Source organism: Campylobacter sp. CFSAN093229 (genome assembly GCF_011068225.1).
GTDB classification, from domain to species: domain Bacteria; phylum Campylobacterota; class Campylobacteria; order Campylobacterales; family Campylobacteraceae; genus Campylobacter_D; species Campylobacter_D jejuni.
Map to the genome: position 1 here is coordinate 17,956 of NZ_JAAMXB010000013.1, position 13,399 is coordinate 31,354.

Sequence of the window (13,399 nt, forward strand, 5' to 3'; positions counted from 1 at the left end):
AATTTAATAAATTAATCACTCAAACAAAGTTCCACCTATTTGTTTATCTTCTAATAAAAATGTCTTTGCCACACTTAAATCAAAGCCACTTGCTAAAAACATTTTTTTATTGTGTTCAAGTAAAAATTTAGCTGCCTTAAGTTTGGTTACTATACCACCCGTTCCGTGCTCACTACCTGTTTTTATGGTTGCTTGTAGCCATTCTTCTTTAATATGAGTGATTTTTTCTAAACGCTTTGCATCACTAAATTCACTAGGATTTTTATCATAAAATCCATCAATATCGCTTAAAATCACAAGCAAATCCGCATCAAAAAAATGCGTAGCATAAGCACTTAAGCTATCATTATCACCAAAGACAATTTCTTCTATAGCTGTAGCGTCATTTTCATTGATAATAGGCAAAATTCCTAAATTTATCATCATATCGATAGCATTTTTTGCGTGTTTAGTAGCTTTTCTAGAGTCAAAATCCTTACCTGTAAGTAAAATTTGTCCACCTAGTTTATTAAATTTGGCTAAAAGCTCGTTATAAACACTGATTAAAAAAGGTTGTCCAATAGCGGCTAAAACTTGTTTATTAATGAGGTTTTTTCTATCGATATCTAGTTTGGTGTGTCCTGCTGAAATAGCCGCTGAAGTTACTAAAATCACTTCATATTTTTCCATGAGTTTAGCTAAAAATGCGACTAAATTTTTAAGACGCTCAAAACTTAAAGTGTTTTCTTCGCTAATCACATGAGAACCCACTTTAACAACTATTCTTTTCATGCTTATTCCTTAAAAAATTTTTATAATTTTAGCCAAAATTTCATATAAACTAGTTATTTTTTGAAAAAATAGGGAGTGTTTGAAATTTTTAATATAAAACACTTCCTAGATTGTTAAAATTTTTATTTATTATTTCTTAAAGTTTTAATTTCTTCTAAAAGCATGAATTTAAGTTCTTTAAGTCCTGTTTTTTCAAGGCTTGAGACTTTGATTAAAAAGCTTTGCGGATTATTTATTTCTTTGAGATAATTTTCTAACTCATTAATGTTTAAAGCAATTTGCTCGGCAAATTCTTCTCCTAAATTAACACTATCACTTTTTGAAATCATGATGCCAAATTTACGCCCAAAAAGTTCATTGGAAAATTTTTCAAGTTCTTTTCTTAGTACTACAAATTGTTCTTTTAAAGGCATTTCTCTCATAGGATCTAGTACAAAAAGCAAAAAGCTCGTTCTTTCTATGTGCTTTAAAAAAGCAAGTCCTAAGCCTTTACCCCCACTTGCTCCTTCGATAATCCCTGGAATATCAGCCATTACAAAGGAATTATACTCATCTACATCCACAAGTCCAAGTTTTGGAGTAAGGGTAGTAAATTCATAATTTGCAATTTCAGGTTTTGCATTTGAAACAACGCTTATAAGGGTAGATTTTCCTACATTTGGAAAACCTACAAGTCCTACATCGGCGATAAGTTTAAGCTCAAGTCTGACTAAGCGACTTTCTCCTTTTATACCAGGTTGTGCGTAATCAGGACGTTGATTGGTGGCGTGTTTAAAATGAGTGTTGCCAAGTCCGCCTTTTCCACCTTTTAAAAAAAGCTCTCTTTGTCCTTCTTTGGTAAGATCGAGTAAAATTTCATTAGTTTGCGCATCGATAACTTGCGTTCCTTCAGGCACTATAAGTTCTAAATTTTCACCTTTTTTGCCATTTTTATTGCGTCCCATTCCACCAGCACCATTTTGTGCGCGTAATTCTCTTTTGCCTTTGAAATTTACAAGAGTGTGGGTATTATTATCACATACGAAAATAATATCACCACCATTTCCACCATCTCCCCCATCAGGGCCACCAAGTGGAACATGTTTTTCACGACGAAAACTTACAGCACCTTTACCACCATCGCCTGAAGCTAAAGTAATTTTAACACTATCAATAAACATTTAAATTGCCTTTGACTTTAAATTTATAAAGCTAAATTTGAGTAAATAAAAGAAGTTAAATTTATAAATTTAAAGTTTTCAAGACGCTAAAAAGCGTCCTAAAAACTTATGCAGGATATACAGAAACTTTTTTTCTGTCTTTGTCTTTTCTTTCGAATTTTACAAAACCATCAATCAAAGCAAAGATAGTATGATCTTTTCCCATACCTACATTGTTACCTGCATGAGTTGCAGTTCCTCTTTGGCGGATGATGATATTTCCAGCTCTAACAAACTCGCCACCAAATTTTTTAACACCTAAACGACGACCTATAGAATCGCGGTTATTTTGAGTTGAGCCTTGACCTTTCTTGTGTGCCATTCTTTACTCCTTAAGCTTTGATATCTTTTACTACAACGCGAGTAAATTGTCTTCTAAAACCGCGTTTGAGTTTAGAATCTTTTCTGCGTCTTTTTTTGTAAATCACAACTTTTTTATCTTTTCCGTGATTGATCACTTCCAAAACAACTTTTGCACCTGCTACGAAAGGCGCACCTACCTTTAATTCTTTATCATTGATAGCAAGAACTTCGCTTACTTCAATACTTGCTTTGCTTTCAGCTTCAAAGTGATCTAGTTTTAGCTCATCGCCAACACTTACTTTGTATTGCTTTCCGCTGTGTTTGATAATAGCATACATTGCTTTTCCTTATAAATTGGTAGTACCATAAAGCACCGCAATAACGGATTTAAAAGCTTTAGTGGTTTAATAAAATTTCGATTTTACAAAATTTTTCTTTAATTTTTGATGAATTTAAGAAAGGATTTAGAGTTTGAGAAAAATCAAACTCTAAAAATTTAAAAGCCTAGATTTACTCCGCCACCTTCTTGGGTTTGATAATTTGCATCACGACCTATAGTGTAGCCATTTCCACTATTGCTACCAATTAAAGGTCTACAAATATCGCCCACTTTTACACTACCTTCTGTGATTTTTGCATAAGAAAGTTTAGGGCTTGTGCGAGTGATTTCAATACTTCCTGTTTTGCTTTCTGCTCTTCCTGTATTTTCTTTTGTATAAGTATCTTTTATAACCTTCCCAAGAGCAAAACATTCATAAACATCACCTTGATTTAAGCTTTGAGAAAATACTACTTCATTGTTTTCAACGCTTGCAACTTTCAAAGGATAAATTGCATTTAAAATATCTCCTGCAATACGATTTGCAATTTGTTTGAGCGCAGCTTCATTGGCACTAAGACTATTGTCTTTAATATTAACTTTCATACTTAAAGTATTAGAAAATTTAATTTGTCTTGTAGCAAATAAAAGCACACGATAATCTACGATAACTTCAATTTCAGTTTTGCTTTTTCCTGTTAAATTGCTTGTTTTTTGTTTACCTTCAAGTCCTGAAATAGAAAACAATAAAATATAATCTGTTGCTAACACATTTTTAAGTTTATAAACTTCATCGCTAGCTGCGTCGCCACTTTTGATTAAAGCTTTTTCCATTTCATAATAGCCACTAGAATCACGGTCTAAAACATTAAATTTACGACTTTGCAATAAATCAGAAATGATTTTTTGTTGCAAAGCTGAGCCTATACCTCTTTTTGCAGCATCTGGAGTAGAATCAAAAACAGTAATACTTCTTCTATTATCTGCACTTAAACCTGGAGCTTGATACTTTTTTGTTGTTGTGGTTTTAAAAATCGTTACATTGGCTGTATATTTACCATTTGCATCTTGTTCAACACTATTGATTTCATAAGTATCAGTTCTACCTTTGGTGGCTTTTGAAATTTGCTCGCTGTAATTATCTTGTATATTTGAATCTGAATTATCAGTTGAAACGCTAGTGTTAGATTTCTTAAGAGAATTGATGCTTACTCCACTCATTTTTCCTATAGCTTCTATAATAGCATTGTTTATCGCATCTTCCCTAGTCAAGCCTGTGCCTTCGCCTGTGCTTGATTTTGTTGAAGTTGTGGTTATAACTTTAGCATTAAGACTTAGGCTTAAAAATAAGCCTAAAAAAAGAATTTTAATTATTTTCATCTTTTACCTTTAAAAATCATCCATACTATTTACAACATTAGAGCTTCTTTGTATGCTAGAAGATTTTTTAGCTTCATTTTTTGTTGCATTTGACTTTGAATTTAAAGCCTCATTTGTGTTAGCTAAATTTTCATAAGAATAAAATCTCACAGCTCATACATGTTCAATACCATTTTCACTTGTATAGCTCCATTTTTTAAGAGTACGAATACCACGAATTTTACCGCTTGCGCTTGCTTTTATTTTACTATTTACTTTATCAATAATATTTGTTATGTTTTGAGTTTGTTCTTGAGTGGAACTATCATTAACATTAATACTTTGTTTGATGATTTCCTCGTAAGTATCACCAGTTGTTCTTTCATCTTTAAGACTTAAATTTGTATTAATAAACTCTATAATAGCAGCATCAGCCATAGTAAGTGCTGTTTCTTTGGCTCTATCTTCTAAAATATTTGTTTTTTAGCATTGCTAGGATCTGCTACATAACCCCAGTTTCCATAACTTAAAATAATAGGCGCACCATTTTCATCATAAACTAAGCGAATTCCATATTCATTTAAAAAGCCTTTTGTATCTTTTGGCAGATACTCACTTATTGCCTTGCCTTTACCCTTAATAGCACTCTGTCTTGCTAGTGCCATATCTTTTGCTAATTGGCGAGTTTTATTGGAAATAACAGCAATAACACCTACATCATACTCACCCCTTCTTTGTATAATTATAGTTTGTACAGGAACAAGTCCACTCATAGAACCTATGGCATTTGTCATAGTTTTATTAAGAAATTCTTGCTTTAATAAAGTCTTTTTTCTGTCTTCGCTTAAAGAATTTGTATCTATACCTAAATCTTTTAATGCCTTATCAAGCTGAGCACCAGCTAATTGTGTAAGTTTATTTAAAATTTGATCAACCTTATCACCTTTTGGCAATTCATCAAATTCCTTAGCATTAGTAGAATTATCTGCTTCATAATTTTGAATCTTGCTTGTAGCAATTCTTCCAAAAGCATCTCTTATAAATTCGCTTTGTAAATTTAACATTGCTTTTTGATAAGCATTTTGTAAAGCTTGTGCAAATTGTGGATCAGTATCATTTACAGCAACAGTACTTTTTCCTGTATAAAAAGTTTTTTCATCTTTGGTTATACCATATTCTATACCGAAATTATCGGCAAATTCTTCAAAAAAATCTTCAATTGATTTTGGGGTAATATCCTTAGTACTTGCGTCAGACATTTCATTTTGAGTATTTATATCTTGTTGTGTAATTTCTACAGGCTGGGAACCTTGTGCATAAAGTAAACTTGCCATAACTAAAGAGCCGATAAATAATATTTTTTTCATTTCATATCCTTTTAAAAATCATAAAAAAAGCTCAAGCTAAACACTTGAGCTAAAAATTTTATTCATAAATTAATTTTTATTTTACCAAGTAACTGATTTACTAGAACCGGTTTTATCAATAGTTTGTTCATCTTCCCAATAAACTAAACCTGATGTTAAATCAGTAAGTCTTAGCAAGAAAAAGTATTCTACTTGAGTTTTACCATTGCTAAGTTTTACATTATCTTGTCTAATTTTACCCGCAAGAGAAAAATCAGGCGATACCAATGTCCCTTTTTTTGCTATGGTTTTTTGATTAAACTCATCATTATCTCTTAATTCTCTTACATCTTCACTCATGCTATCAAGTGCTCCGCCTGCAGCAACTGCTGAAGTTAGAACAAATTTACCTGATTTTCTTAATGCAGAAGTGATTTTTGCGGTGAGTTTTTCAGTATCGATTCTTTGTGGGGTATCATTCACAACCCTACCAATAGCAATAACCTTTCTTGTACCTGGTTTAATATTTGCAAAAGCAGGATCGCTTAACATACTATTTATCATAGTTTCAGCTGCACTTTCAAAATCTTGTCTATCAAGACCCAAGGTTAAAGCATCGCCTTTTTTCACCTGACTTGCCTTTCCATCTGTATAAGTTGTTTGCGCACAACCACTAAAAAGCAAAGCTCCAATAAGAGCTGTTCCTAAAATTTTTGTTTTTTTCATGATTTATCCTTCCTAAAATGAGATTAATTTTTTACTTTAATTTCTAATCTAAAATCCTTCGCTCTTGTATCAGATGCAAGTTTACGAAGAATCACCTCTTGTCCTGCTGGAATTCTAAGGGCTTGATAGTCCTCATTTAAAACATCTCTTAGCACAAAACCATCTTTATCTAACCAATCCACTTTATAAATTAAATCTTTAGCAAAAGTACTGCGTAAAATCACTTCAAATTCTAAATAACCATTGCTATTTATACGCTTTTGAAACTGTTTTACTAAACTTTTTGGTAAATTTGAACCTAAAATTACAGTATTTTGATTTGAATTTATTTGATAACTTGGTGCACAAGCACTAAGTAAAAACATTAAAATAAATAAAATAATTTTTTTCATCTTTTAGCCTTATTTTTCCATGATAGCAACACTTGCAGGTAAATACGGAGCAAAAGAACGCACTATCACAAGAGCATTTTTATTTTTATCCAATGATTTTTGAAACAAAATATTGCCTTGTGGATCTTTGATTTCTAAATTTCCGTCGTTTTCTATTATTGCTATGGCAATACTTTTTGGCAAACCTCTCCAAGAACGCACATCAGCTTTGTTGGTTGCAGCAGTTGCTACTGCTGTTGCAAGACTTAGCCATCCACCTGTAGAGTCATTATTTGCAACAGCTACATTTAAAGTGGTTTTAATTATAGTTTGAGCTAAGGCTTTAGCAATCATTACAGGCATATTTATTTTAAATTCAGTAGCGACAATATTGTCTAAATCTACAAAATCATTTGTATTTTGACCATTTATATTTAAATTTGCAAAAGAAGCTTCCCTTTTTTTCAAGGTTTGTAAAGCAATATTTGTGCTAATAATTTTTTTATCCACTATAAAAGGTAAGGTTAAAGCAAATTCATCCTTAACTACACCAAATCCATTTTCATAAACTACAAAAACATATTTTTTAGCTTTTTTGACTTTTATTTTTGTGGCATATTCTTTAAAAATTTTAGCCTCTTTTTTGATAGTTTTATTTTTTGGATAAATAATAACTACTTCTCTAAATAAATCTGCAGCTTTTCTATAATCTTTATCCATAAAGAAAAATATTGAAGCAAGGTAAGTCGCATAAGGATTTATGAAATTTTTTGTTGTATCAAATTCTTTAAATAAGTTGTCATATTGCGCTTCTATAACTTTTGAATTTTCATTCATATTTTTATCATAATTTTTATCTTCTTTTGCCTTTTCTAAATCGGCACGATTTTTTTCAATTTCTTTAGCAAAATATTCTTTTGCCTTATCTTGACGCATTAAAGCACGATTAAACTCAACTCTTGCATTTTCATAATCATCTTCTTCCATATAGTTTAGAGCTTTATATACATTAACCATAATTCTTTCATATAAAGAACCATCATAATCTACCGTATTATCATTAAGCAAGGTTGTACCAACAAATTTAGCTGCTTTAGAGCCTACATTTTCTAAATCCACATCATATTTATAAGATTCTTCCGCAGCATCAAAAAATACATTACTTTTGTTAAAATCACCACAATTTCTAGCAATCAAACCTGCATTTAATCCTGTATAAATGACATCATCATTTTTTTTAATTTTTTCTAAATTTTGATTGAAAAAATCATCACCACAATATTTTTGTGTTAAAGCATTTTCAAATGTTGTATTTTGTTTAACCTGATTAACACAGGCTGTTAAAAAAAGGCAAACAATACCTGAAAAAATCAACCCAACTTTTATCTCCATTAAATTCCTTTCTTAAAGAAAATTAAAAATGAATATTATAGCGTAGTATATACTTAAAAACTAATGAAAAAATTAACCCTAGGGAGGAAAACCTAGGGCTTGATTTAAATAAGCATAGGAGCTAATACAAAGCCTAATGCTACAGCAATTGCAATAGCTAAAACTCCTGGTATAAAGAAAGAGTGATTAAATATAAATTTACCAATTCTAGTCGTTCCTGTATCATCCATTTGCACAGCGCCAAGTAAGGTTGGATAAGTTGGAAGCACAAAAAGTGCTGAAACTGCTGCAAAACAAGCTACAAGCATATAAGAATCATGCGGATTTGCTGCTGAAATTCCTAAAGCGGTGATAATTACAGGTACAATGGCCTTTGCGGTTGCTGCTTGAGAATATAAAAGCATACTTGCAAAGAAAAACGCAACTGCTAACATTGCAGGAGTTTGTTTTACCCAATCACCTGCTACCTCTTTAATAGCAGCCTCATATCCTGAAACAAAAGTATTTCCAAGCCATGCTACACCAAAAACACAAACACAAGCAGTCATACCGCTTTTAAATACACTAGTGTCAAGAATTTTACCTGGTTCAACTTTACAAAGCCAAGTGATCAAAGTTGCTGCAGTAAGTAAAAAGCTCATAATAGCTGCATCTCTTGGAACCACAACAGGATCAATCCATTTAATATTGCTTGAAATTGCGGTTGCATAAAGTACAACTGCCAAAACAGTGATCAAGAAAATTCCTACTGAAAGTTTAGCACCTGGTTTATCTTCACCATGTAAAATAGATCTTGCATCTTTAACAAGTCCTGCTTTTAAGCGTTCTTGATAAACGCTATCTTTGCTTAAATCCATAGGAGTGATTAAACTCACTATAAAAGCTGCAAGTATGCAAGCTATAAAAGTTGTACTGATCCAAATTCCAATTAAAGTTGGATAATTCCATCCAAGCGGCTCTAAAACGCCGCTCATATAAACCACAGCTGCACTCACAGGAGAAGCAGTGATTCCAATTTGCGAAGAAACAACCATTAACGAAAGCGGAACACTAGGTTTTATGTTTTGAGATTTTGCAACATCGACTACAACAGGCATTAAAGAAAATACTGCATTTCCTGTTCCTGCTAAGATTGTAAGCAACCATCCACAAGCTGGAGCTAAATAATTTATAAATTTAGGGCTTGATCTTAAAATTTTTTCTGTCACCCTTACCATATAATCAAGTCCACCTGCTTGTTGCATAGCAGAAATTGCTGCAATAGCTGCAGCAATAATTAAAATAACATCCCAAGGAATATTACCAGGTTTCATACCTAAAACAAGTCCTAGTATAACTACACCTAATCCTCCAGCATAACCTATAGCAATACCGCCTAGGCGAATACCGATAAAAATCGCCCCAAAAAGGACGATTACTTGCAAAATTATCATTATATCCATATTAAAATCCTAAATGCTAATTTAGCTTCTAAGTGCTATTTTTTAGCTTCCATGTGAGGATTTAGCATATTTGATGGAGTTAAAATTTCATCAATTTGTTCTTTACTTAAAAGCCCTCTTTCAAGTACAATATCAGCCACTCTTTTTCCAGTGTTCATTGCCTCTTTAGCTATAGAAGCTGAATTTTCATAGCCAATATAAGGATTTAAAGCTGTTACTATACCTACTGAATTATAGACAAAGTCTGAACAAATTTTTTCATTTGCAGTAATACCATCTATACATTTATCAGCTAAAGTATACATTGCTTTTTCTAGCATTACAATAGAATTAAATAAGCTATACGCTGCAACTGGTTCAAAAACATTAAGTTGTAATTGTCCACCCTCACAAGCAAAAGTTACAGTTACATCTGCTCCAATAACAAAATAACAAACTTGATTAACTACTTCAGGAATAACAGGATTTACCTTACCTGGCATGATAGAACTACCTGGTTGCATTTTTGGAAGATTAATCTCATTAAGACCACATTTTGGACCACTGCTTAAAAGTCTTAAGTCATTACATACTTTAGAAAGTTTTGTTGCAACACGTTTTAAAACACCTGAAATTTGTACATAAGCTCCCGTATCTTGAGTCGCCTCGATCAAATCCTCAGCCACAGTATATTCAAAACCTGTCACTTCTCTTATTTTTCTTTCTACAACCTTCGGATAATCAGGATGAGAATTAATTCCCGTTCCAATAGCAGTTCCACCCAAATTGATCTCTAAAATTAATTTTCTAGCTTCTAATACTCTTTGTATATCTTCGCCTATCATTACAGCAAAAGTTTTAAATTCACGACCTAAAGTCATAGGTACAGCATCTTGCAGTTGGGTTCTACCCATTTTAAGAACATCTTTAAATTCTTCAGCTTTTCTCTCATAAGCTTTTTTTAGATGTTCCATAGCTTTTGCCAAATCACTTAAATAATCATGCAAGGCAAGGTGTAAAGCTGTAGGATAAGCATCATTAGTACTTTGACTTAAATTAACATGATCATTTGGATGAAGATATTGGTATTCACCTTTTTTATGACCCATAAGTTCAAGTCCTATGTTTGCTATAACTTCATTAGCATTCATATTTGTACTTGTTCCAGCACCTCCTTGGATCATATCTACTACAAATTGATCATAATATCCGCCTTCTAAAATTTTATCGCACGCTTTAATAATCGCATCTTGGATATTTTTATCCAAAAGACCTAATTCATGATTTGCCATAGCTGCAGCTTTTTTTACTCTAGCCAAAGCTCTAACAAAGCGAGGAAAATCTTTTAATCTATCATGAGAAATATCAAAATTTTCAACAGCTCTAAAAGTTTGCACTCCATAATAAACCTCATCAGAGATTTCTAATTCCCCAATAAAATCATGTTCTTTTCTTGTTCCCATTTTGAACCTTTCATAAAAGTATTTTAATTTAAAATCAAAAATTTTTGATTTAAATCATAAAATAATGATATTGCATTTTTAGTTAATAATTGGTTAATAAGAAAACTACTTTCAAATACAATAAATTAAGTATTTTTATATCCTATTATGTCTTTATATTTAATTTTTATTAATATAAAAAATTTTATTTACTTCAAAAAAAATTAATATATTTTTGCAAGCTTTTTTGTTAGAATAAAATTTTTAATAATTTAAATAATTAGGGATAATATGGAAGAAATTACAATAAACATAGATAAGATTAAAATAAATGATGACTGGAAAGAATTTTTAAGAGACGAATTTCAAAAAAAATATTTTCTAGAAATCAAAAAACAATACCTAAATGCGATTAATCAAAATATAATTATTTATCCGCCTGCAAATTTAATCTTTAATGCTTTTAATTTATGTCCTTTAAAAGAAATTAAAATTATTATCCTAGGACAAGATCCTTATCATCAACCAAATCAAGCAATGGGGCTTAGTTTTTCGGTTCCAAAAAATGTAAAAATCCCACCAAGCCTTAAAAATATTTTTAAAGAATTGCAAAATGATTTAAACATCACTCCAGCAAAAAGCGGAGATTTAAGCTCTTGGGCAAAACAAGGAGTTTTGCTCTTAAATTCTATTCTTAGCGTTGAAGCAAATAAAGCAGCTAGCCATAGTTCGTGGGGTTGGCAAGAATTTAGTGATGCTATAATACATAAATTAAGCAATGAAAAATCAGGACTTGTTTTTATGCTTTGGGGAAATTACGCAAAAAGCAAGGAGATTTTGATTGATAATACTAAGCATTTGATTTTAAAAGCAGCCCACCCAAGCCCTTTAGCTAGAACAGGATTTTTAGGTTGTAAGCATTTTTCAAAGGCTAATGAATTTTTAAAAAAAGTTGGTAAAATTCCTATAGATTGGAAAATAGTTTAAAAAATTATTTTAAATTTTAATAAAAATATTAAAATATATTTATTTATTTAAAAATAAATCATATTTCTATGAAATATATTGTAATAAAATAACTCAAAAATTAATTCTTAAGGAGAAAAATGAAAACCATTGGTATTATAGGCGGAATGAGTTTTAAAAGCACTATTACTTATTATAAAACAATAAATCAAGCTATAAATGATAAATTAAAATCTTTAAATTCTGCAAAAATTTTACTTTACAGTGTTAATTTTGAAGAAATAGAAAATTTACAAAGCCAAGATAAATGGCAAGAAGCTGCACAAATTTTGACTCAATGTGCTAAAAAATTAGAACTTGCAGGGGCTAATTTTATAATAATTGCAACTAATACTATGCATAAGGTTTTTGATGAAATTCAACAAAATATAAATATCCCTATTTTGCATATTGCAAAAAGTTCTGCTAAGGCTTTAAAACAAGAAAACATACAAAAAATTGGTTTATTGGGTACTAAATACACAATGACTCAGGATTTTTATAAAAAAATGCTGATTGAAGAAAATATTAGCGTTATTACTCCTAGTGATGAAGATATAAAAATCGTTAATGATATTATTTTTAATGAGCTTTGCAAAGGTAAAATCAAGCAAGATTCTAAAGAAAAATATTTAAATATTATAAATAAACTACAAGAAAAAGGGGCAAAGGGAGTGCTTTTAGCTTGCACTGAAATTGGTTTATTAATATCCAAAAATGATACAAATATTAAAATTTTTGACACAAGCCTTATTCACGCCCTTGATGCTGCCAATGAAGCTTTAAAAGATTAATTTTTCTTTTTTGGTATAGGGCAAAATCCTAGCGGGCAAGCTTGTTTGCCTGTTAAAACCCTAATAGGACAAACTTTAAATATCGCCGTAAGCAATGGGATAAGCCCCGCTAATGCAAAAAACGATGAATAATAAATTCCCGCAGCAAAAATAAGTAATGCTATAATAATTCTTAAACTTCTTTCTAAATTTGACATTTTTCTTCCTTTGTTTTAAATTGTAAAAGAAGTATAATAAAAATAAAAATTTATTTCAGTGATAAAGTCACTTAAGAAATTTTAGGAGTTTTTATAGATAAAAAAGAAATTATTAGCAATTTTTTTAAAGATTATAACTTAAATCAAGAAAATTTAAATTTAATAATACAACAAGCATATTTTAAAAAGCTTCCTAAAGATGTAAATGTCTTAGCAGATGAATGTTTGGGCTTTGTGATTGTTTTAAGTGGAAATTTTAGAGCCTTTATTATGTCAAATACGGCTAAAGAGATTACTATTTTTGAATTAAACAAAAATGATGCTTGTATGATGTGTCAAGATTGTGTTTTTGAAAAAATTGCTTATAATATTTTTATTCAAAGTACCCAAGAATGCGAAATTTTAATAATACCAAAAGAGCTTTTTACTATGTTAAAAGATAAGTATCCTAAAATTTATGATTATGTTTTAAAGCTTATGGCTATGCGTTTTAATGCTTTAGTAAATATTTTAGAACAAGCCCTTTTTACTCCGCTTAGTGTAAGATTGAATGAATTTTTAAAAGCAAAAGCTAAAAATAAAATAATTAGCCTTTCGCATGAAGAAATTGCTTTACATTTGGGCAGTTCAAGAGAGGTTATCTCAAGAATTATTAAAACGATGCAAAAAGAAGGTTTTATTCAACAAAATCGTAAAGAAATTATAATTTTAAAAGATTTATGATTAAAAGATGCCCAAAAATGGGCAAATTGCA

At 30.7% G+C, this 13,399-nt stretch carries 14 protein-coding genes and 1 pseudogene; 3 read left to right on the forward strand and 12 right to left on the reverse strand.

All coding sequences use genetic code 11. The annotated features are described in order from the left end of the window. Positions 1–15: 15 nt before the first annotated feature. The 11 genes and pseudogenes from proB to aspA all read right to left on the reverse strand — a co-directional run bounded on the left by proB (position 16) and on the right by aspA (position 10,670). On the reverse strand, positions 16–771 hold the full coding sequence (gene proB / locus FBE93_RS07355; RefSeq protein WP_002851769.1) for a glutamate 5-kinase: 756 nt from the start codon (positions 769–771) through the stop codon (positions 16–18). 122 nt (positions 772–893) lie between these two features. Beyond that, positions 894–1,931 carry a GTPase ObgE gene (gene obgE, locus FBE93_RS07360; protein WP_002934144.1) on the reverse strand — a complete coding sequence of 346 codons (1,038 nt, stop codon included), beginning with the start codon at positions 1,929–1,931 and terminating at the stop codon, positions 894–896. Between the two features lie 106 nt (positions 1,932–2,037). Beyond that, complete coding sequence (gene rpmA, locus FBE93_RS07365; protein ID WP_002800974.1) at positions 2,038–2,292, reverse strand: 50S ribosomal protein L27; 255 nt, start codon at positions 2,290–2,292, stop codon at positions 2,038–2,040. Between the two features lie 10 nt (positions 2,293–2,302). Next, complete coding sequence (rplU, locus tag FBE93_RS07370) at positions 2,303–2,611, reverse strand: 50S ribosomal protein L21 (RefSeq protein ID WP_002778820.1); 309 nt, start codon at positions 2,609–2,611, stop codon at positions 2,303–2,305. A 158-nt stretch (positions 2,612–2,769) separates the two neighbouring features. Continuing rightward, positions 2,770–3,972, reverse strand: a complete 1,203-nt coding sequence (locus FBE93_RS07375) for a CsgG/HfaB family protein (protein ID WP_165434331.1) — start codon at positions 3,970–3,972, stop codon at positions 2,770–2,772. Between the two features lie 9 nt (positions 3,973–3,981). Next, a pseudogene (locus FBE93_RS07380) lies at positions 3,982–5,318 on the reverse strand (DUF6844 domain-containing protein). Between the two features lie 81 nt (positions 5,319–5,399). After that, positions 5,400–6,023, reverse strand: a complete 624-nt coding sequence (gene lpoB / locus FBE93_RS07385; protein WP_057042346.1) for a penicillin-binding protein activator LpoB — start codon at positions 6,021–6,023, stop codon at positions 5,400–5,402. Between the two features lie 23 nt (positions 6,024–6,046). Continuing rightward, positions 6,047–6,415 (reverse strand): YcfL family protein, encoded by a 369-nt coding sequence (locus FBE93_RS07390; RefSeq protein ID WP_002934140.1) that lies wholly within the window; start codon positions 6,413–6,415, stop codon positions 6,047–6,049. A 9-nt stretch (positions 6,416–6,424) separates the two neighbouring features. Then, positions 6,425–7,786 (reverse strand): COG3014 family protein, encoded by a 1,362-nt coding sequence (locus tag FBE93_RS07395; RefSeq protein ID WP_165434332.1) that lies wholly within the window; start codon positions 7,784–7,786, stop codon positions 6,425–6,427. Positions 7,787–7,890: 104 nt separating this feature from the next. After that, a complete protein-coding gene (locus FBE93_RS07400; RefSeq protein WP_002934138.1) occupies positions 7,891–9,228 on the reverse strand; it encodes an anaerobic C4-dicarboxylate transporter in 1,338 nt (445 codons plus the stop codon). A gap of 35 nt (positions 9,229–9,263) precedes the next feature. After that, positions 9,264–10,670, reverse strand: a complete 1,407-nt coding sequence (gene aspA, locus FBE93_RS07405; RefSeq protein ID WP_002894249.1) for an aspartate ammonia-lyase — start codon at positions 10,668–10,670, stop codon at positions 9,264–9,266. Positions 10,671–10,940: 270 nt separating this feature from the next. Here aspA and ung point away from each other — a divergent pair, with 270 nt between their 5' ends. Together ung and FBE93_RS07415 are read left to right on the forward strand one after the other, a co-directional pair. Then, a complete protein-coding gene (ung, locus tag FBE93_RS07410) occupies positions 10,941–11,636 on the forward strand; it encodes a uracil-DNA glycosylase (protein ID WP_002934136.1) in 696 nt (231 codons plus the stop codon). 119 nt (positions 11,637–11,755) lie between these two features. Next, positions 11,756–12,448: an aspartate/glutamate racemase family protein gene (locus FBE93_RS07415; RefSeq protein ID WP_165434333.1), complete on the forward strand. Its 693-nt coding sequence runs from the start codon at positions 11,756–11,758 to the stop codon at positions 12,446–12,448. Here FBE93_RS07415 and FBE93_RS07420 read toward each other — a convergent pair. Beyond that, positions 12,445–12,645, reverse strand: coding sequence for a DUF2892 domain-containing protein (locus FBE93_RS07420; protein ID WP_165434334.1), 201 nt, complete (start codon positions 12,643–12,645; stop codon positions 12,445–12,447). The genes FBE93_RS07415 and FBE93_RS07420 overlap by 4 nt on opposite strands. 234 nt (positions 12,646–12,879) lie before the next feature. On the opposite strand from FBE93_RS07420, the gene FBE93_RS07425 reads away from it, so the two are divergent. Next, a complete protein-coding gene (locus FBE93_RS07425) occupies positions 12,880–13,368 on the forward strand; it encodes a Crp/Fnr family transcriptional regulator (protein WP_260629382.1) in 489 nt (162 codons plus the stop codon). The last annotated feature ends 31 nt before the right edge of the window (positions 13,369–13,399 follow it).